The organism is Eudoraea sp. (genome assembly GCF_049669105.1).
In the GTDB taxonomy this organism is placed as follows: Bacteria; Bacteroidota; Bacteroidia; order Flavobacteriales; family Flavobacteriaceae; genus Eudoraea.
In genome coordinates, this window is the sequence record NZ_JBATKE010000004.1 from 1 (window position 1) to 21476 (window position 21476).

A 21476-nucleotide genomic window follows, 5' to 3' on the forward strand; every position below is an offset into this window, starting at 1 on the left:
CTCTTTTGTTGGTTGCGGGAGCAAAAGTAAATCCTTCCAGGATCAATTTTCTATTATTTGCCTTGTCATTTATAATATAGGTCAAAAAAGGACCTGCCATAGGATAATTTTGAATTTCCCATATCCCTCTGGCTTCAGCCGCTTTTTTTCCGGAAATCTCCGCCGGGAAAACGTAAGGAGCAAATGCCTTCTCAGTAACCATATAGGTCGTTTTATTAGGAATATCAGGTCCAGGGATATACTTTTTGCCAATAGAATCTCTCATCTTTACAATATCTTTCACGAAAGTAGAATCATTTTCAAAACTTTCCCAGGGCATAGCGTACACAATAATATTCATAGTCCCCTTAGGAATTTCACGATCTATCCAAATAAAATTATCTTCTTCTTTCCCCACCTTATAAATTGATGGTAGCCTAAGTGAAATGTCAAATTTGGACTGTAATATTGTGTCTTTATTCAGCGAGCGTAAAAATCTTTTTTGGGCTTCTTTCATTTCTGTGCTTTTGAAAGACGCAATGATTTCATCAGCCCCGGCATCCAGATTATTGATGAGCTCTTCTTCTGTTCTCCCTTTTATTACGCCAACCTTTTGAGGTGTTGCGTACAAATCGGTTTTTATATGTGCCAAATCCAGACTGTCTAAACTAACATACAAAACGGAACGTCTATGGCGTGTCATCCCCGTAAATACCTGAAGGGGCATATGTTCTATAGTAAATTGGGGTTCGTTCCAGGTAAGTCCTAGTATAGGTGCTGCAAAATGCTCTCTTACTTTATCACCCACCTTACCTTCCCAAAGTTGGTTATCCATTACCACAGCGAGCGAATTTATTGCGCCAACCGACACAGGTTTATAGGTCTTTTTATTTTTGTCGTTACAAGAAACTAATAATAAGAGAGATAAAAATAGCGTTCCAAAGTATTTCATATGATTCATTTTAGGATGAACAATCGCACAGTTTCAATTTTGTGCCTGGCTGCAGATTGTTACCGCTAATACCGTTCCATTGTCGTAATTTTTCAATAGTAATTCCGGGATATTTTCTGGAGATCGTCCATAATGAATCGCCTTCTTTTACAGTGTGAACTTTAGAATCGCCTGAAAAACTAACTGTAGGAGTAGATTTTATAGGTGTTTTATTATTAGAAGAAACCACGGTTACCGGCTTTCTGGGATAAATCGTGAGTCGTTGACCAATTCTTAAATTATTAGTTCTAAGGCCATTCCATTGTTTAATCTGGCTAACTCCAACGCCATAGCGTTCGGCTATCCTGCCCAGGTAATCCCCGCTTCTGACCCTATATCGAATTCTGTCCTCAGCTGTAACCAATTGCGGCAAGGTGCTTTCTTTGCTTTTATTTTCTTTTTCTGCAAATGCGTAAATAGCTGCCTCGTTGGCTACAAATTTGCCTATAGCATCTTTAGGGAGTCGTAAGGAATATTCTTTCCCTTTTATTTTAGGAATAATGTCTAGTTTATATGAAGGATTTAGAACTTTTAACTCTTCATTACTTACGCCTACCAGTTTTGAAATTTGATCAAACGTAATAAGCTTTTTAACCAGAACAGTATCCGTTTCAAAATAAGGCCGTTCAGCCTTATTTAACTTTATTCCATGTTCGTTTGCATACTCGAACAAATACATAGTCGCTAAAAATGCCGGTACGTAACCTGCAGTTTCTCTGGGAAGATTCCTTCTAATATTCCAATAATTCGTATAACCACCCGATCTTCTAATAGCTTTATTTACATTGCCGGGGCCCGAATTGTATGCCGCCAAAGCTAAATCCCAGTCCCCAAAGGTTTCATAAAGTTTAGATAAATATTTACATGCCGCTGCTGTTGATTTAATAGGGTCGCTACGCTCATCCACATAACTACTTACATCCAAACCATACATCTTGCCTGTGCTATACATAAATTGCCAAAGACCCGTAGCACCCACTCTTGACTTTGCCCTGGGGTTTAACGCAGATTCCACGATTGCGAGATACTTTATTTCCAAAGGAATATTGTAATTGTCCAATTCCTGTTCAAACATGGGAAAATAAAACTGGCTTGCCGTAATCATTCGTTCCATAAATTCATGCTTCCGTAACAAAAAAGACTGTATTACTCTTTCCAATGAGGGGTTATATGCAATATTAAATGGAGTTTTCTGATTAAGTAATTCTAATCGTTCCTTTAATACATCAGTATCAATGGTGCGCTCTTTTAAAGAGTCTGTTTCCAGATTTGAGACATAATTATACATTTCATCATAGAGGCTTGCGTTTTCATATAGTTCCTTCATCCATAAGCTGTCATATTCAGCAGCTTTGGTATTATCCTTAAGGCTGTAGTCTTCACTTATCGTCGTGGATTCAATTGAATTGTCCTTTTTTGTCAAGGTTTCCTTGAATACGGCATTGAGGTTAATTGGTTTTTGGATTATTTCAACCTTTTCATTCGTCGATTTATTTATTGAGGATGCGTCATCCAAAATAGGAAGTGTGTCTTGTTTTTGTGCCAGCAATGGCCCAACAAAAACAAGAAGAAAAATGTAAAGAATGATTTCTCTAATTGCAGTCATAAATCTGATATTTGGCCGAAGGGTGTAAGCGAAAATCGCATTTTTTTATGAAACATTAAAATAATGCTTCCTAAACTATTTTTAAAAAACAAAACACCCGTTAATCGATAACGGCTTTAAGCCTCTAATATTGCAGCAATTCCGGGTAGCGATTTACCTTCCAGGCTTTCCAGCATGGCGCCTCCGCCAGTAGATACATAGCTTACTTTATCTTCAAACCCAAATTGTTTTACAGCAGCGACAGAATCTCCTCCTCCAACTAACGAAAATGCCCCATTTCTCGTAGCTTCTTCAATAAAATTACCGACGGATATAGTGCCTTTGGCAAAGCTCTCCATTTCAAAAACGCCTACAGGACCATTCCACAGTATTGTTTTGGAAGCTAGTATTACTTCTTTAAAGATCTCTAAAGTCCTTGGACCGGCATCCAATCCCTGCCAACCATCAGGGATATTATCAACAGCTACAATTTTAGTGTTTGCATCGTTACTAAAGGCATCAGCAGCTATAACATCTACGGGAAGATGAACCTGAACTCCCATTTCTTTGGCTTTCTTAAGTATGGAAAGTGCAAGATCCATTTTATCATCTTCACATATTGAATTTCCTACTTTACCCCCTTGTGCTTTTATAAAAGTATAGGTCATCCCACCCCCTATAATCAAATGATTTATTTTACTCAGGATGTTTTCAATAATGGTGATTTTAGAGGAGACCTTAGCACCTCCTAGTATTGCTGTAACAGGTTTTTCTCCTGTTTTCATAACCTTATCTATAGCCTTGATTTCTTTTGCCAACAGGTATCCAAAACATTTTTTATCAGGAAAAAAACCTGCCACTATGGTCGTAGACGCATGAGCTCTGTGGGCTGTGCCAAAAGCATCATTGACAAAGATATCTCCTAAGTGTGACAATCGTTCTGCAAAGGCTGCATCTCCTTTTTCTTCTTCAGCATAAAAGCGAAGATTTTCTAACAAAAGCACTTCTCCATTTTCTAATTCTGCTACCGCTCTTTCGGCCTTTTCTCCTACGCAATCATCTACAAACTTCACCTCAACACCGATGACTTCCGATACTTTATCACAAATATGAGATAATGATAAGGCAGAATTTCGCTCTCCTTTAGGTCGCCCAAGATGACTCATAAGAACTACGCTTCCACCGTCTTCCAGGATTTTAATTATTGTTGGTTTGGCCGCCTCAATTCGATTCGAATCTGTTACATTGAAATCCCCATCTAACGGAACATTAAAATCTACCCGAATTAAAGCTTTTTTGTTTTTAAAATTAAAATCATCTACTGTTATCATTAGGAATAATTGTTTAGAGAATGGCAAATGTAAAGATTATTACAATTCAGTTAAAGGCGACTCCAATAATTTATTGTTAGATGATCAAATGTCCTATATTTGAAGGTATGTTATTTAAGGATATTCTTGGGCTTTCTCATATTAAAAATCATCTTTGGTCAAGTGCTGATGCAGGACGCATACCGCACGCACAATTATTTGTAGGACCGGAGGGTTGTGGCACGCTTGTAACAGCTTTGGCTTATGCACAATATTTGTTGTGTAAGAATTCAGGGGGTGAGAACATTCCACTAGAAGATTCATGTAATCTGAAATGTAATTCTTTATCCCATCCGGATTTACACTTTGCATTTCCCGTATCCAATTCAGATAAAGTAAAATCTCATGCTGTTAGCAATAATTATTTGCAAGAATGGCGGCAATTTGTAAAAGAACAGCCTTATGGAAATCTTTTTGATTGGTACCAACTTATTGGTATTGAAAAAAAACAAGGGCAAATCGGAGTTGACGAAGCTCAGGATATAGTAAAAAAACTCTCCTTAAAATCTTATGAAGGGGGATATAAAATTATGGTTCTTTGGATGGCAGAAACAATGAATATTGCCGCTTCAAATAAACTGCTAAAATTAATTGAAGAGCCTCCTGATAAAACTGTATTTATATTTATTGCCGAGGACGAAGAACAGATCCTACAAACGATACGTTCCAGATGTCAGGTATTACACTTTCCGCCATTATCTGAAGAGGCGATTGCTGCAGCATTGATAGAAAAAGGATTAATGAGAGAAGAAGCGTTGAGAGTTGCCCATGAAGCGAACGGAAATTTTAACAAAGCCATGGATCTTATGAACAAAGATTCTGAAGATCTAATTTTTGAAAAGTGGTTTGTGCAATGGGTTCGAAGTGCTTTTAAAGCAAAAGGCAATAAGGCAGCCATTCATGAATTAATTCTCTGGAGTGAAGAAGTTGCCAAAACCGGAAGAGAAACTCAGAAAAAATTTTTAAAATATTGCCTGGCAGTAATGAGACAGGCCATGCTATTGAATTATAATGTCAAAGAATTGGTCTATATGCGTATTCATATTGACGGCTTTCAACTTGAGAAATTTGCCCCTTTTATTCACGAAAGAAATATTTTGTCTATAGTAGACGAATTGGAAGAAGCTATTTATCATATAGAGCGCAATGGGAATTCAAAAATTATACTGACGGATTTATCCATAAGGCTAACTCGTTTATTGCATAAACGAGCTGCCTAATCATTATAATATATTCCAAATGCTTGATTATAAAACTGTTATATAATATATTATGGAAAACATTCTGAATAATTCGGCCGCTATTTTAATCTTACTATTTCTGATAATTACCTTTTTTCAAAGCGGGATTGACAAAATAATTGATTGGAAAGGAAATCTGGGTTGGTTGCAGGGTCATTTTATGGATACGCCATTAAAAGGACTTGTTCCATTCCTGCTGGCTACCATACTTCTTACAGAAATGCTTGCGGCGGTTTTATGTACTGTAGGGCTTTATCAACTAATCTTTATTGGAGAAGGTGCCATTGCGCTTTATGGGGCAATCTTGTCGTGTATAGCATTGCTAATGTTGCTGTTTGGACAAAGAATCGCAAAGGATTATGATGGAGCAAGAACTATTGCAATTTATTTTATTCCGGCTGTTTTCCTTGTTTTTCTACTTCAGCCTTAAATCAAAATTAATTCCCAGACTAACTATTCTTTTGGTTTTAGATAAATCTTCTTACGAGCGCTTTATAGCTAAATTAATCCCAGATATTAGTTCTTATATTTCTCGTTTAGAATTTTCAGAATGTCCTGTGTAAGATCCTTGGCGTCAGTTCCATATAGCACGCTGCCACCCTCTCCTCCGCTTAAGATATAAGTAAAGCCATTGTTTTTTCCAAAGCCATTAATCTCCTTTTTTACCTTATTTATTAAGCTATCCATTTCGACTTGACCTTCCGATTGCATTTGTTGTTCTTCCTGCTGTAATTGTTGGCCTATAAACTGACCCTTTTGTTGCAACAACCCATACTCTTCCTGAGCTTTAGTTTGAGGCATGCTTTGCGCTTTGGTTTGAAAAGCCTGTGCTTCCAATTGAAACGCCTGAGAAATACTATCTCTTTTTTTATTTAGTGCTTCTGCTTTAATTTTATATCTGGCTTCCATATCAATTTTTTCCTGATAACCATCCATCAATTTTACATTATCAACAAAGCCAATTTTATTTTGCTCACAAGCTACTGCTGTGATTAAAATAATTGCTAAAACTATTTTCTTCATGTGGTCCTTAAATTTTGTTCGGCAAAAATAGTAAAGGTTTTTGTAATGATTTGATTTTTATTCAATAATTAGCCTGGCTACTCTTAAAAAAGAGAATAAGTTCTTCTTCTTTACAGACTAAATTAATAATAGATTTTGTTTATGATATTTTAAACAAATCAGGTGTTTTATCTATTGTTTTTGCGCTTGCTTAATGCCTTATAATTGATAAAATTCAAGACCATTGAGAGAAACAATACCGACTTAAATAATATACGCTTAAATCGCTTTAAAACGCTTATTTATCCATTTTAAGAATATAAAGAAGCGATGAATACTCTTTTGTCTTCCATGCCCATATATTTGATTTGAGCCCAACCAAAAATGCTCTTATAAAATTCCCCTTGCCGTGTTTATATTTTTCGGAAAGTAAAGAGACATAAAAGGAATCGAATATCATGGGCCTTGTTCTTATTACCTTCATTCCGTTTTTAGCAAAAAGCTTTCTAATAGACAATTGTGAGAAGTGCGAAAGATGTCTGGGAACATCATAAGCTGCCCAATATTCCTTATAATGCCCTGCATCATAAGATTGAAAATTTGGAACTGCAAGGATCAAAGTCCCATCTTTATTTAACAGTGATGTTATTCTGTTTATCTGTAATTCCAGATCAGGCAAATGTTCAAGTACATGCCAAAGAGTGATTACCTGATAATTTTGTTTTTCCAGAAGATCGATGTTTTCTTTTAGTTTCAATCCCTTGTTTAATGCCAAGTCCCTTGCCTTTTTATTTGGCTCTATTCCATATACATCCCAGCCCTTATCTTTTGCAGATTCAAGGAAAGAACCAGTGCCTGCTCCAATATCCAATAGTGTTTTGTCTGAGGTGGAATATTTATTTATCAGGTTAATTTTTTTTCTGAGATTGTACTTTTTAATATGTTGATAGAGTTTTTCAACTAAAGTTTTTGCGGAATCCGTATGAGAAATATATGCTTCACTATTATAATAATTATCCAGGTCCTTAGGCTGCGGGTAGGTCCTTAGCATGTTTAATTCCGAGTCCAATATTAATTCAAATTCTTCCCCGGAAACGGAAAAATCTTTGGTCTTTAAAAATTTCTTCATTTTCAATTAATATCGCCTAAAATCTTTTTTTGCAATTCGAAGATAGTCTAAAACACGGTCTTGAAAAAACGAAACTTCATTAAGTCTGCCTCCCCTAACACCCAATAAATTTTTGGGTTTTAAGCATGTTTTCCCAGTATTAAATTGAGCTATACTATTTGTTCTGGCGGCTAAATAAGAGACAAACCATTCCGGAATACTAATCGCCTTCCCTGCTATTTGTTCCACGTGGAACAATCTTTGTCTATCTCCCCATATACACCAGCAAAACACTTATATCGCTTGGAGAAACCCCGCTTATCCTGGAGGCCTGGGAAATTGTAGCAGGTTGTATACTTAATAGTTTTTCCCTGGCCTCAAAAGAAAGGGATTTTAACTTACTATAATCAAAGTTTTGAGGAATTTTGATATTTTCTAAGCGTTGAAGTTTATCTGCATTATTCTTTTCTTTAGCAATATATCCAGCATATTTTACCTGGATTTCAGCCTGCTCCAATACCTCTCTGTTTAAGTCATTAGTATCTACATAATTCGAAACCTTTTCCAGTTTTAACATATGAGACATTGTGACTCCGGGTCTGGAAAATACTTTGAACATTTTATCCGACTGTTTCACCGGTGCCGAAGACACATCCTCCAAAATTGGATTGATCTGTGCCGGGTTAAAGCTGGTATTTTTGAAAAATTGTATAAACTCATTAGACTTTTTTTCCTTTTCCCTCATAGCAATAAGACGGTCTTCTTTGGCCAGTCCTATTTCAAAACTTTTTGGAGTGAGCCTAAGATCTGCGTTATCCTGTCTTAGCAGGGTACGATATTCTGCCCTTGAGGTAAACATCCTGTAAGGTTCTTCTGTGCCTTTAGTAATAAGGTCATCTATTAAAACGCCAATATACGCTTCATCCCTTTGTAAAATAAAAGGATCATTTTCATTAATCTTTAAATGTGCATTTATACCGGCCATTATGCCTTGAGATGCCGCTTCTTCATAACCGGTGGTGCCATTAATTTGTCCGGCAAAATAAAGATTTTGCACCAGTTTGGTCTCTAATGTATGTTTTAACTGGGTAGGTGGAAAATAGTCATACTCTATAGCATATCCAGGTCTGAAAAATTTTACACCCTCAAACCCAACTACCGATTTTAAAGCTTTGTACTGTATATCTTCCGGCAGTGAAGTTGAAAATCCATTTACGTAAACTTCGACTGTATGCCATCCTTCAGGTTCAACAAAGATCTGATGACTGTCTTTATCGGCAAACCGATTAATCTTATCCTCAATAGATGGACAATATCTCGGGCCAATACTTTTAATTCTTCCATTAAACATTGGTGATCGGTCAAAACCTTCTTTTAATAACTCGTGTACCATGCTATTGGTGTGGGTCATATGACAATCACGCTGTTCGTTTAAAGTATGAGATTCTAAAAATGAAAATTTTTCCGGATTATGATCCCCCGGTTGTGGAATCATTTTGGTGTAATCTAAAGATCGCCCGTCTACCCTAGGAGGCGTACCTGTTTTCATACGACCACTCTGAAATCCAAAATCAGTCAATTGTTCTGTAATTCCTGTAGCTGATTTTTCACCTGCTCTGCCGCCTCCGAATTGCTTATCCCCAATATGTATCAGTCCATTTAAAAATGTACCGTTTGTAAGCACTACTGCTCTGGATTTTATATCTACCCCCAATGAAGTTCTAACACCTGTCACTCTATCACCCTCTACAAGTAATCCATTAACCATTTCCTGGTAAAAATCAACTAACGGCGTCTTCTCTAAGGCAAGTCTCCATTCTTCAGCAAAACGCATCCTGTCATTTTGCGCCCTTGGACTCCACATTGCGGGGCCTTTAGATTTATTCAACATCTTAAATTGAATAGCTGATTTATCTGTTATAATTGCACTATATCCCCCCAGGGCATCTATTTCTCTGACTATTTGTCCTTTAGCAATTCCACCCATAGCAGGGTTACAGGACATTTGTCCAATAGTCTGCAAATTCATTGTTACTAACAATGTTTTTGATCCCATATTAGCGGCGGCAGCCGCAGCTTCAGCTCCGGCATGCCCCCCTCCTACAACAATAACATCATACTCCTTTTCAAACATTATTCACTTATTGTTTCACGTGGAACATTTTGATTTTTTCATTTTCCTTAGTCCTCATTTTTTCCCTTTCCTTCTCCGTTTTATCTTTATAACCCAACAGATGTAATACCCCATGGGCCATTACACGTTGTAATTCAATATTAAATTCTTCCTTAAAATGCAGTGCGTTATCCCTAACACGATCTACCGAAATATAGATCTCACCTGATATGATATCTTTTTCGGAATAGTCGAAGGTGATAATGTCCGTATATGAATTGTGGTCCAAATACTTTTGATTTAGTTTAATCAAATACTCGTCTGTACAAAAGATATAGCTTAATTCACCTAATTGAGCATTTTCGCTTTCTAAAACATTTTTAATCCAACTGGTATATTTATTGTTGTTCTCTAGAATAAATTCTCCTTCATAGTGATAGTTAATCATCCTTTCTAAAATAACTTCTAACCCTTTCCTGATAATTTTGCCGCAAAGGTAAGGCTTGCCTGTTTAAAATCTCAATTTCATTTTTATAATTCTCCAGAACAGCTGGCCTGGTTAAAACCGGATTTTGATATTGCCTGGTATTCGTTTTACTCTCTCTTTCTTCCTTTCTTCCCTGTTTCAGGGCCGCATTCTCCAGCTTTAACAATTGATGCTCAATGAAATTCATCCTGTCCATTGTTCTTTGGGTTATTCCATTCTCCAAAAGATCATTTTGAAAATCCTCCATTTGTTTGACGAGTTTTTGAGTCAGCCCCTTATCCCCCGCATTTATCATGTCTTGTAATTGTCTTTCCAGTTGTTGTTTTAAATATTCCTGTTCTTTATAGATTTCATAAATTTCTTTCATTTCTTCTTCACTTATGCCTCCTTCACCGCCAGTGCCAGTCCTTCCATTATTTCCTTCATCCCCTTTATTTCCATCACCAGGCTTAGCATCCCCGTTTTGGTTATTATCACCATTTTCGTTATTGGTCTTATTACCTTCCTCCCCTCCTTGTCCCTTTTGACCGGGCTTTTCGCCCTTTCCTTCTTTGCCTTCACCTCCCTCTTTTCCCATTTCACCCATCTGACCCATTTTATCCTTAAGTTCACCCTGCCCCCTAATTATATCCGGAAGCTGAAACCCATCATTTGGGTTCCCTGATCCAGATCCTGGTTTCATACTTTGCTGCATATTATCAAGGAGGTTTGCTAAAAAATCAGCCAGGCTATTTGAAGCATTCAAAACATATTGCTCATATGATGCGCCTTGATATATTTTATTATCCGCTATGCTCTCTAATGACTTATCTATATTATAATAGACTTCGGTTATTTGTTCATTTACAAACTCGGATAGTTCGGCTCTTCTTAAGGATAAGGCGAACAAACTATCATCTATATGTTCAAACAAATTTCGCAATTCCTTCTGTTTTCTAACAGTACCCGAATAATTTGTCATATCAAAGTCTGAGCTTTCCAGCTGATCAAATAAGTTCTCCTGTTTAAAAGAAAAAGTAACTAAATTATCTAAAATCTGACGCAACATTTCGGCGTCTTCAGTAATAGTCGATTCTCCGCTCATAGAACCTGATGCGCTTAACTCTTCGCTCATTTCCTTCATCTTCTGAGATGCGGCTTTTTGCTTTTGTTTTACTTTATTGGCAGATTTCTCCTGATCGCTTTCATTAGCAGATTGTTCCTCCCCTTTTTGTTTATTCAATTCTTCCAGGGCCTCATTTTGATCACCTTTGATTCCCTCTTCCTTATTCTTATCAATCTTTAAATCAATAGGCTTTTTAAGATCCTTATTGTCTTTTATAAGTTCCTCCAGTTCCTTGGCTAGTTTCTCGAACTGTTTATTCATTTCCTCTTGCAAATCAGGACTTATCTTATCAATTTCTGTTTCGGATAACTCATTCTGTTTTTCGGCTAATTTTTCTAAATCCTTTGCCAATTGTGCTGCCTTTTCTGTAACATAATACCTCTTTGTTAATTCAAGCAGTTGTTCTAAATTTCTTTTACTATTTTGTTGACTCTTACCTAGTTCCTCAAGTCGCTTTGACAATTCCTTCTTGTCTATTTTGTCGGCCACCTTTTTGAGTTCTTCCAACAGTTTTTCGTTCCTTTTTGACTCTATTTCCTGGCGCTCCAGGCGTTCCATTAGCATTTTACTTAGTTTATCCTCCTTGTCTGAAGCTTCAAGATTATCCTTTAATTGCTTGCTGAATTTTTGCATTAACTGCTCCTGATCCTGTTGCTTTTTTAAGAAGTCTTTTACCTGCATCTGATCGTTAAAATTCAAGCTATTCTTTTCCTTTTGCTCTCTATTTATTTCCTTTAGCGATTCTTCTTGTTTTTTAAACTCTTCGAGCGTATTATCAATACCCTTAATTATAGCTTGTTGCGCTTCTAATTCTTTGTTATTCAATTCGTTACTATCCAATATTGCTGTCGTAAACAATTGAGTTTTAGACGTCTTTCCATTATGAATTGCGTCATTATCTACAGCTTCAAAATAGTACGAATAAGTCCGTCCCTCTTCCAGATTTAAACCTGTGGGAAAAGTGTAATAAAACTGATTATAATTTGCATTTGGTGTTCCCAAACTTATAGTTTGTCTATCTTCTACATTGTTATCTGCATAGCAAATTAACTTAATTGATCTTATTTCATAATCATCAGAAGCTTCTCCAATGAAATAGACCATATTAGGGTTTATGGAGTCTGCTACCATCTTCGCATTAATTGAGGGATAAGCATCCTTAACAACCCGAAAATGATAATCGAGTTTTTCATAGTTTGCCACATTCCTGTTTGATGTAGCCAGGGCGTAATAAAACTCATTATAAATTGTCTTGCTAAGTGAGAATACATTTTGATAATTATTTAATGTAATCGTAGTGTCTTTGCTGATTAAGACTATTTCTTCCGTATTAAGCCCTTCAAGTTTCCAGCTTACTTTTGTTCCTTCCGGAAAAGTTGCATTTCCTGTACTTTTAAGGATGTCCGGAGGCATTTTAGTATATGAGGGATAATCCAAAGTAATCTCAAATAATTGTATTGATGGCGTTTTCAAAGATTTCAATTCATAAACCCTTGAACTAACCTCGTTGGCTTTAAAGAAGAATTCTGTCGTAAGTAAGGGCGCGCTAAAAGTATACTCATAGAAACCATTAGCCTTTTGAAGCAAGATTTCCTTCCCATTTACAACTATATAAACATCCGTTGGCTTAACTTTCCCTTCCGTTGCTACCTGAACTGTAAAATTGCTGTCCTCCAAAACCTGTAAATCTCCGGATATTAGTCTGAAGACAAAAGGAGCTGGTGGTTCATAAGCCGTATCATAATTTATAACTCGTTCATAAGAACCAAAAAAAGAATCAATATTTCCTGAAATCCATAGCACCAATATTGATAAAACAGGAATCGTTGCATATTTTAAGTACTTATAACTATCCTTGAAGTTTACTGCTCTGGTAAAAGGCACTACTGTTAGACTGTCTGAACGCTGTTGGATACTCGCAAGCAAAAGCTCAGACCTGTCATTGTCCTCTGCTAAATCAAGTAGATTGTATAATTTATCACCAACTTCCCCAAAGTGTTTCCCTATTAATAATGAAGCTTCTTTATTGCTTATTCCCTTTTTAAATTTTAAAATATAGAAAATGGGAATAGCTATATAATAATAGATTAAGAATGCCTCAACTGCCAAAAACAGTAACAACAATATAAAACGCCCTTCTGAATTAAGCCAGAACACGTATTCTATTCCAAGTATTAACAGAAAATACAGCACCCCAAAAGCTAAAAAAAGTAGCCCTCCTTTTATCAGTATTTTCGTATAATACTTCCGACTAAACTGATTCAGTTTATCTAATATGTTGTTATAACTGCTCAAATTCTGCTATATTTAATACCAAGATACCTGTTAAACTAGATTTTTGCCTCAAATATTTGTTAAAAAGTAGTGAATGAAAGATTTAAAGTACCTTGCCGCATTTACTATACCAATCTCAGCCTTTATTGGAATATACTTTAAGGGATATTGGAGTTTTATTACGCCGGTATACGCGTTTTTGCTGATCCCGGCTATGGAGTTGTTACTCCCCATAAATGGCACAAACCTTGAAGGACAGGAAAGAGAAGCCAGTCTGAAAAATAAACTTTTTGACTGGTTACTTTATTTAAATATTCCCCTGGTTTTTGGGCTCCTTTACTATTCATTAAATGAACTTGCCAGCAGTTCATATGCAAAGCATGAATTGTTGGGAATAATAATATCAATGGGTATTGTATTGGGAACCAATGGTATTAATGTAGCTCATGAATTAGGGCACCGCGCAAACAGTTATGAACGTTTTTTGGGTAAGCTTTTACTTCTTCCGTCTTTATACATGCATTTCTACATTGAACATAATTTTGGGCATCATCTTAATGCGGCCACAAAGGACGATCCTGCTACTGCAAAATATAACCAATCGGTATATTCTTTTTGGATAACTTCTGTTTCACGGCAATACATAAATGCCTGGGTTATTCAGAGAAAACTGCTGAGATCCCATAACAGGGGTATGTTCTCCGTATATAATGATATGCTGTGGTATACCATAATTCAGTTGATGTACTTAATTTTTATCTACTACGTATTTGGTTATTTAGTTTTAATATATGCCATCCTGGCAGCATTAGTGGGTTTTTTACTCCTTGAAACTGTTAATTATATAGAACATTATGGATTGATCAGAAAAAAACTACCCTCAGGCCGCTATGAGCGAGTTCGCGAAGTTCATTCTTGGAACAGTAATCATGTAATGGGTCGTATCATTTTATATGAATTGACGAGACATAGTGACCACCATTTTAAGTCATCCAAAAAATACCAGATTTTGGATTATCATGATAGTTCACCACAGATGCCCTTTGGTTATCCCACTTCAATGGTCCTTTCATTTCTACCTCCTCTATGGTTTAGAGTAATGAATCCCAGAATCCCTGATGAAATGAAAGCAGCAAGTTTATAATTTATTTTATCGTGCTTTTTTTACAACTATCTTTGTCGCCTAACTTTATTTAAATGACTCAAAAAGTTCGTGTTCGGTTCGCGCCAAGTCCAACAGGGCCACTACATATAGGTGGGGTTAGAACTGCCCTTTATAATTATCTCTTCGCTAAACAAAACAATGGCGATTTCATTCTCAGAATAGAAGACACAGATCAAAATAGGTATGTGGAAGGGGCAGAGAAGTATATCATTGATGCCTTAAACTGGTGTGGTATTCCCTTTGACGAAGGTCCGGGAAAAGAATCAGGTTATGGCCCATACAGACAAAGCGAGCGAAAATTACTTTACAAGAAATATGCAGATCTGCTCGTTGAGACCGGAAAGGCTTATTACGCTTTTGACTCCGCAGACAGCCTTGATGCTCACCGAAAGGACCATGAAAGTAAGGGTAAAACGTTTATATATAATTGGCATAATCGTCTAAAACTAGATAATTCGCTCTCCCTCACACCGGAAGAACTTCAAAACAGGTTGGCCAATCAACAAAATTATGTTATCCGCTTTTATACCCCAGAGGATGAAGTATTGCATCTAAAGGATATTATTAGGGGTGATATACAAATTGACACCAACATATTAGATGATAAGGTTTTATATAAAAGTGATGGAATGCCCACTTATCATCTGGCTAATATTGTAGACGATCATCTTATGGAGATAAGTCACGTCATTCGCGGTGAAGAATGGCTGCCTTCGTTGGCCCTTCATACACAATTATATGATGCTTTTGGATGGCATGCCCCTAAATTTGCTCATCTTCCATTAATTATGAAACCTGAAGGAAAAGGTAAATTGAGTAAACGCGATGGGGAAAAAGGTGGGTTTCCAATATTTCCACTTTCATGGGGGGATTCTGTAGGCTACAAAGAGGCTGGTTACTTTCCGGAAGCAGTGGTAAATTTTCTCGCACTATTGGGTTGGAATCCCGGTACGGAACAGGAGCTTTTCAAACTGGATGAGCTGATTAAAGCTTTCGACCTAAGTCGGGTACACAAATCCGGCGCCAGATTTGATCCTGAAAAAACCAAGTGGTATAATCATCATTACCTGCAAGAACAAGATGATATAGTTTTACTAGATTCCTTTAAACCCATACTGGCTGAAAAATTAGATAAAGAACAAGCATTTGATATTAGTCTTTTTACTAATGATGATTATATTACCAGCGTAATTTCTTTGATAAAAGAGCGCGCATCTTTTGTGTCAGACTTTTGGGAACTGGGCAACTACTTTTTCCAGACACCAAATTCATATAGCGAAAAGGTGGTTAAAAAACAGTGGAAAGAAAATACACCTTCTATTTTGAATAAAATTGCCTTAATCCTGGAATCCTTAGAAGATTTTTCTTCTCCTGAACTTGAAAAAATAATTAAAAAATGGATTGGGGAAGAGCAATTTACATTCGGACAGGTTATGGCTCCTTTAAGATTAGTTATGGTAGGGGATTTAAAAGGTCCGCATTTATTTGATATCATGGCTTTGGTTGGAAAGGAAGAAACTCTAAATAGGATTAGAACAGCGTTGGCCAAATTGTAACAAATTGGATATAATTCCGACATATCTTCTACATTTCTATATTTTAAATAGTATTCACTAACTTAATTTATACACTATGGGCAATTTACTTCTTATACCTATTATTATCATTGGTCTTTTTATTCTTATGGCCTCATTTTTCACTGTCAAACAACAAACTGCTGTGATTGTTGAGCGGTTTGGAAGGTTTCACAGCATCAGAAATTCAGGATTACAGATGAAAATTCCGATGATAGATCGTATCGCGGCTCGCCTGGGCCTTAAAATACAGCAATTAGATGTTATTGTTGAAACCAAAACTTTGGACGATGTATTTGTAAAGCTGAAAATTTCAGTACAATATGTGGTTCTTAAAGACAAAGTTTATGAGGCATTCTATAAGTTAGAATATCCACACGATCAAATTACTTCTTATGTCTTTGATGTGGTTAGGGCAGAGGTTCCTAAAATGAAATTAGACGATGTCTTTGTAAAGAAAGATGATATTGCTATAGCGGTAAAATTCGAATTACAGGAAGCCATGTTGGACTATGGATACGATATTATAAAAACTTTGGTGACCGATATTGACCCGGATGCTCAGGTAAAAGAGGCTATGAACAGAATTAATGCTTCAGAACGTGAAAAGATAGCTGCACAGTTTGAAGGAGATGCAGCGAGAATCCTGATCGTTGAAAAGGCTAAGGCAGAAGCAGAAAGTAAGCGTTTACAAGGCCAGGGTATTGCAGATCAAAGACGGGAAATCGCAAGAGGATTGGAAGAATCTGTAGAAGTACTTAATAAAGTGGGGATAAATTCTCAGGAGGCCTCAGCTCTTATTGTGGTAACCCAGCACTATGACACGCTTCAATCTATCGGCGAGGCTACAAATACCAATCTAATATTACTGCCAAATTCACCACAGGCCGGCAGTGATATGCTGAATAACATGGTGGCTTCATTTACTGCAAGTAATATGATAGGTGAATCTATGAAGAAACAAAATCCTAAAAAATAAGGAACAAAAAATTAATGAGCGTTTTTTAAACTCCCGCCTGGAACAATTCTGGCGGGAGTTTTCTTTTTATAATATATTCTTGAATATAATGGTTTTATCCCCCTAATTAATTGTAAAACTGCGATAGGTAACTTCTATTGGTTTATTTAACCTTAGTGCTTTACTAAAGTATGTCGCGAAGGGGAGAAGCTCTTAAACAAGCCCCATATTAATCGATTTGTATAAATAATACCAATCGTAATATTTAAATAGATAAGGTTTATTTATTCAAGGGTTTATGTTCTATTTTGGCCCATGTATCACGAAGAGTTACGGTTCTGTTAAATACCATTTTTTCCCGGGTTGAATCTTCATCTACATTAAAATATCCTAATCTCTGAAATTGAAAACGATCGTTAATATTTGCTTCTTTCAGACTGGGTTCAACATAACCGGTAATAACCTCTAGCGAATTTGGGTTAATAAATTCCAGAAAATCTTTATCCTTATGCCCATCGGGTGTTTCATCTGTAAAGAGCCTATCATACAATCTCACCTCAACAGGCAAAGCGTGTTTAATAGAGACCCAATGAAGGGTGCCTTTAACTTTTCGCAAACTTTCTTCGCTTCCACTACCGCTCTTGCTTTTCGGATCATAAGTGCATTGAACTTCCAAAATATTTCCCTCTGCATCCTTAGTACAACTCTCCGCCTTAATGATATATGCATTCTTAAGACGTACTTCGCCGCCTAGTTTTAATCTAAAAAACTTTCTGTTAGCCTCTTCCCTAAAATCTTCCTGTTCTATGTATAACTCTTTAGAAAAAGGTAGCTGACGAAAACCGGCTGATTCATCTTCCGGGTTATTTTCTGCCTGAAGCCATTCTTCTTCGCCTTCAGGATAATTGGTTATTACCAATTTTAAAGGATTCAAAACAGCCATTACCCTGGGTGCAATTTTATTGAGATGTTCTCTAATGTGAAATTCCAGGAGTGAAACATCCACAACATTTTCCCTCTTAGCGATTCCTATGGTCTCTGCAAAATTCCGGATAGATACCGGAGTAAAACCTCTTCTCCTAAGTCCGGATATAGTGGGCATTCTTGGATCGTCCCAACCATTTACAAGTCCTTTTTCAACCAATTGTAGTAATTTACGCTTACTTACAACCGTGTGACTTAAGTTTCTCCGGGCGAATTCACGCTGTTTAGGTCTTATTTTCTTAGGATCAGCTACGTTATCGAGAAACCAATCATATAATTCTCTGTGAGGAGCAAACTCAAGAGTACACAATGAGTGAGTAACCTGTTCTATATAATCACTCTCTCCATGCGTCCAGTCATACATAGGATAAATACACCAATCGGTATTTGTTCTGTGATGCGCACGCTTCAGGATGCGATACATAATCGGGTCGCGCATTAACATATTACTCGATGACATATCTATTTTAGCTCGGAGAACATGGGTTCCTTCCTCATAAAGACCCTCTTTCATTCCTTTAAAAAGTTCAATGTTTTCCGCAACAGACCGATCTCTATATGGGCTATTAACCCCTGGTTCTGTTGGAGTGCCTTTTTGTTTGGCCATCTCTTCCGACGATTGGCTATCTACATAGGCTTTTCCTTGTTCTATAAGTTCCAGTGCCCAATCAAACAGAGATTGAAAATAATCTGAAGCATAACATTCTGTATCCCATTCAAATCCCATCCACTCTACATCCCGCTTAATGGCGTCTACATACTCCTGTTCTTCTTTTATGGGGTTAGTGTCATCAAACCTCAGGTTTACAGGTGCATTATAGCGCAGACCAAGGCCAAAATTAAGGCAAATAGAGCTTGCGTGGCCAATGTGCAGGTAGCCATTTGGTTCTGGTGGAAACCGAAATCTTAATGCATTAGCAGGAAACCCCTTAGCCAGGTCTTCTTCAATAATATGTTCTATAAAATTAAGTGATTTAGGTGATTCACTCATGGATTCGAATTTGAAGCACAAATGTAGGAAAAATGAGGGTATGACCACCTATAAAAGATCCTCACCATACAATAACCTGATTTCACAACATATTTAATTAGTGCTACAACATTAAATTCCCAGCCAGGTAATTAAATGACATATTTGTTGTTAAATACACTGGTAAATTCGAGTAAAACTTTAACAACGCATGTAAAACGAAAAAATAACGAACACCCAATACGGTTTGCCAAAACCCAAATCCAGTAAAAGGTAAAACTGTAGTTCCCCCAAAACTACACTACTTATGAGAGCAAAACTATCCTTTAAAATCAAGTATTTCTTTTTGACCATACTGCTGTTAGGATGCATGCAACTCAGTGCACAGGTTTTAAATGCTCCTGTTGCCGCACCTAACCAGACTCCTCCTCCCGGAAGTTCTCCCTGGGATAAGGCCTGTGCCTCCGGCACTTTTAATGACTACTGGGTAAATTTCACCTGGAGTCCTCCATTAGTTAACAGTGATAATGAATTTATTCTTGAGCTCTCAGATGCGAGCGGGAGCTTTGCAAGTCCTGTAGAACTTGCCCGAGATGCTACAAAAAACACAAATTTTGATTTCTTTATTCAGTTTTCACTTCCCACAGATACCAGGGGAGAAGGCTATAAAATGAGAGTTAGAAGCACAAGTCCGGCTGTTATTGGAGCCTCATCTGCCGCATATCCCATGTACTTTATTGATGTAAATTCAGGTCTTACGATCAGGCAACAAGGCAATGCCGACTTCGGAGATGGTACGGCTGAAGTCTGTAACGGAAACTCAATCACCCTGGAGGTTTATAATCTTCCTAATGCAAATACCTATCAGTATAATTGGTACAGAAGCGGATCGCCTTTAGCCGAAAAAAGTAATACCATTACGGCTTCACAGGCAGGAATGTATAATGTAGAAATTGATTATGGAGCGTGCTCCGGATCTGGTAATACCCTTTCAAACATAATCGATGTAACCACAGGGGCCAGTTTAGGAATAGCTATTAACACTCCTACTAAAACTGACTTATGTGCTGGTGAAACTGAAAATCTTGAAGCCAATATTAATAATGCCAGTTTAACATATGCCTGGTTTAAAGATGGTACAGCCATTCCATCATCTAATAATTACATTTTTACTGTAGATGCTTCTGTGCCCGGGTTTGAAGGAGATTATCAGGTCGAAATTTTTGGTCCCGGAGCTTGTGTAGAAAGATCTTCAGCCGTGACCATAACTAATGCCGGGAATTTTACGGTAACCAGAAATAATCCTGCGAACGTAGTAGTGCTGCCCGGACAAAATGAAATATTAAGTGTCACAACTGACGCTTCTTCTCCTACTTATCAATGGTATAGAGATGGTAGCCCGGTATCGGGAGCTACAAGCAATAGTTTGACGGTAAGTGAAACAGAAACCGGTTCATATTTTGCCCGAATTTCCCTAAGCGGTGGACCGTGTTCTTCAACCTCTATAGATTCTGAAGCAACTACGGTAGTTACTCCTGCTTCTTTTGAGATTGTAATTGATTATGCCTCTGCTTATACGGCGTGTGCAAACAACAGTATTGTCCTTGATGTAGCGGCTATTAATGCCATAGATTTGGCTGGGGGCGTAACTGATGTAACTGCTTCTCTTATCTCCGGATTTTCATACCAGTGGAAAAAAGATGGCAGTCCTATAAGTGGAGAAACTTCGGCAAGCCTAAGTTTAACGGATATTACTGAAAACGGTAATTATGAAGTAGACGGAAATATTACCACATATAACGCAACTTCAAACTCCCTGGCTGTTCAGCTATTGGTAAATGAGACTTTAACCATTAATAGTACCGGTCAAATTAGTTGTGGTCCTTCAGAACCGATTACAATAAACACTGCCACGAATTTGACTGGTGAATCTTATGATTGGTTTAGAGATGGTATAAATCTAAATGTCACCGATATAGCTCTTACGGTAACAGAACCAGGAACATACCAGTTGGTATTAGATAGAAATGGTTGTCCTCTTCCTTCTAATGAAATAGTTATCTCTGGTCTGGATCCTGCATTGATAAGTCTTGATCCCTCAGGTACAATCGTTTTTCCTGAAAGTAGCTCCAGAACTGTTACCGCAAGTGGCGGTGACTCCTACAGGTGGTATGATTCTAATAATACAGAAATAAGTACTTCCTCCTCCGTAACATTTACAGAAGAAGGCTCTTATGTTCTTATAGCAACTATAGGGAATTGTGAAGTAAGCAGGGAGTTAACCGTAGAATATCTTGACAACTTTAAAATACCTAATGTTATTACTGTCAATGGCGACGGAATAAATGATCAATGGATTATTCCTAATTCCTACTCCAACAAGGCTGAAGTGAATGTAGTCATCTTCAATAGCGCAGGTAAAGAAGTATTAAATGAATTCAATTATCAAAATAACTGGCCAGAATCTTCAATGACTTTTGCCAAACAAAATATGGTCTTTTTCTATAAGATTAAAGACGCAAATGAAGTTTTAAAACAAGGAACCATAACCATTATTCGTTAACCGGAAA

At 37.1% G+C, this 21476-nt stretch carries 16 protein-coding genes; 6 read left to right on the plus strand and 10 right to left on the minus strand.

Annotated features, from left to right (window positions below; genetic code table 11):
• The 3 genes from WBM60_RS00100 to WBM60_RS00110 all read right to left on the minus strand — a co-directional run.
• Window positions 1-931: DUF4837 family protein (locus WBM60_RS00100; RefSeq protein ID WP_424282610.1), on the minus strand; the 931-nt coding region annotated here is incomplete at its 3' end.
• A gap of 10 nt (window positions 932-941) precedes the next feature.
• Complete coding sequence (locus WBM60_RS00105; protein WP_424263254.1) at window positions 942-2576, minus strand: LysM peptidoglycan-binding domain-containing protein; 1635 nt, start codon at window positions 2574-2576, stop codon at window positions 942-944.
• A gap of 116 nt (window positions 2577-2692) precedes the next feature.
• Entirely contained in the window at window positions 2693-3886 is a 1194-nt protein-coding gene (locus WBM60_RS00110) for a phosphoglycerate kinase (RefSeq protein ID WP_424263256.1), read from the minus strand.
• A gap of 107 nt (window positions 3887-3993) precedes the next feature.
• On the opposite strand from WBM60_RS00110, the gene WBM60_RS00115 reads away from it, so the two are divergent.
• Both WBM60_RS00115 and WBM60_RS00120 read left to right on the plus strand, forming a co-directional pair.
• The gene (locus tag WBM60_RS00115; protein WP_424263262.1) at window positions 3994-5145 is read left to right on the plus strand and encodes an ATP-binding protein; all 1152 of its coding nucleotides are present in this window, start codon (window positions 3994-3996) and stop codon (window positions 5143-5145) included.
• Window positions 5146-5197: 52 nt separating this feature from the next.
• On the plus strand, window positions 5198-5596 hold the full coding sequence (locus WBM60_RS00120) for a DoxX family protein (protein ID WP_424263258.1): 399 nt from the start codon (window positions 5198-5200) through the stop codon (window positions 5594-5596).
• An 86-nt stretch (window positions 5597-5682) separates the two neighbouring features.
• Here the strand turns inward: WBM60_RS00120 and WBM60_RS00125 are convergent, their stop codons facing one another.
• The 6 genes from WBM60_RS00125 to WBM60_RS00150 form a co-directional block, all read right to left on the minus strand.
• Window positions 5683-6189, minus strand: a complete 507-nt coding sequence (locus WBM60_RS00125) for an OmpH family outer membrane protein (RefSeq protein WP_424276664.1) — start codon at window positions 6187-6189, stop codon at window positions 5683-5685.
• Between the two features lie 277 nt (window positions 6190-6466).
• Window positions 6467-7297 carry a class I SAM-dependent methyltransferase gene (locus WBM60_RS00130; protein WP_424276663.1) on the minus strand — a complete coding sequence of 277 codons (831 nt, stop codon included), beginning with the start codon at window positions 7295-7297 and terminating at the stop codon, window positions 6467-6469.
• A gap of 6 nt (window positions 7298-7303) precedes the next feature.
• Entirely contained in the window at window positions 7304-7525 is a 222-nt protein-coding gene (locus tag WBM60_RS00135; RefSeq protein WP_424259277.1) for a hypothetical protein, read from the minus strand.
• A gap of 16 nt (window positions 7526-7541) precedes the next feature.
• Window positions 7542-9410 (minus strand): tRNA uridine-5-carboxymethylaminomethyl(34) synthesis enzyme MnmG, encoded by a 1869-nt coding sequence (gene mnmG / locus WBM60_RS00140; protein WP_424259278.1) that lies wholly within the window; start codon window positions 9408-9410, stop codon window positions 7542-7544.
• 7 nt (window positions 9411-9417) lie between these two features.
• Window positions 9418-9837, minus strand: coding sequence for an rRNA maturation RNase YbeY (gene ybeY / locus WBM60_RS00145; protein ID WP_424259279.1), 420 nt, complete (start codon window positions 9835-9837; stop codon window positions 9418-9420).
• Window positions 9830-13276 carry a DUF4175 family protein gene (locus tag WBM60_RS00150; protein WP_424282611.1) on the minus strand — a complete coding sequence of 1149 codons (3447 nt, stop codon included), beginning with the start codon at window positions 13274-13276 and terminating at the stop codon, window positions 9830-9832. Before WBM60_RS00150 ends, ybeY begins: the two co-directional genes overlap by 8 nt.
• A gap of 73 nt (window positions 13277-13349) precedes the next feature.
• Here WBM60_RS00150 and WBM60_RS00155 point away from each other — a divergent pair, with 73 nt between their 5' ends.
• The 3 genes from WBM60_RS00155 to WBM60_RS00165 all read left to right on the plus strand — a co-directional run bounded on the left by WBM60_RS00155 (window position 13350) and on the right by WBM60_RS00165 (window position 16973).
• The gene (locus WBM60_RS00155) at window positions 13350-14399 is read left to right on the plus strand and encodes an alkane 1-monooxygenase (RefSeq protein WP_424277306.1); all 1050 of its coding nucleotides are present in this window, start codon (window positions 13350-13352) and stop codon (window positions 14397-14399) included.
• 53 nt (window positions 14400-14452) lie between these two features.
• Window positions 14453-15976: a glutamate--tRNA ligase gene (gltX, locus tag WBM60_RS00160; protein ID WP_424262443.1), complete on the plus strand. Its 1524-nt coding sequence runs from the start codon at window positions 14453-14455 to the stop codon at window positions 15974-15976.
• 76 nt (window positions 15977-16052) lie between these two features.
• Entirely contained in the window at window positions 16053-16973 is a 921-nt protein-coding gene (locus tag WBM60_RS00165; protein WP_424262441.1) for an SPFH domain-containing protein, read from the plus strand.
• A gap of 259 nt (window positions 16974-17232) precedes the next feature.
• Here WBM60_RS00165 and WBM60_RS00170 read toward each other — a convergent pair whose 3' ends face one another.
• The gene (locus WBM60_RS00170; RefSeq protein ID WP_424282612.1) at window positions 17233-18927 is read right to left on the minus strand and encodes a glutamine--tRNA ligase/YqeY domain fusion protein; all 1695 of its coding nucleotides are present in this window, start codon (window positions 18925-18927) and stop codon (window positions 17233-17235) included.
• A gap of 286 nt (window positions 18928-19213) precedes the next feature.
• On the opposite strand from WBM60_RS00170, the gene WBM60_RS00175 reads away from it, so the two are divergent.
• Window positions 19214-21469, plus strand: coding sequence for a gliding motility-associated C-terminal domain-containing protein (locus WBM60_RS00175; RefSeq protein ID WP_424262437.1), 2256 nt, complete (start codon window positions 19214-19216; stop codon window positions 21467-21469).
• Window positions 21470-21476: the final 7 nt, after the last annotated feature.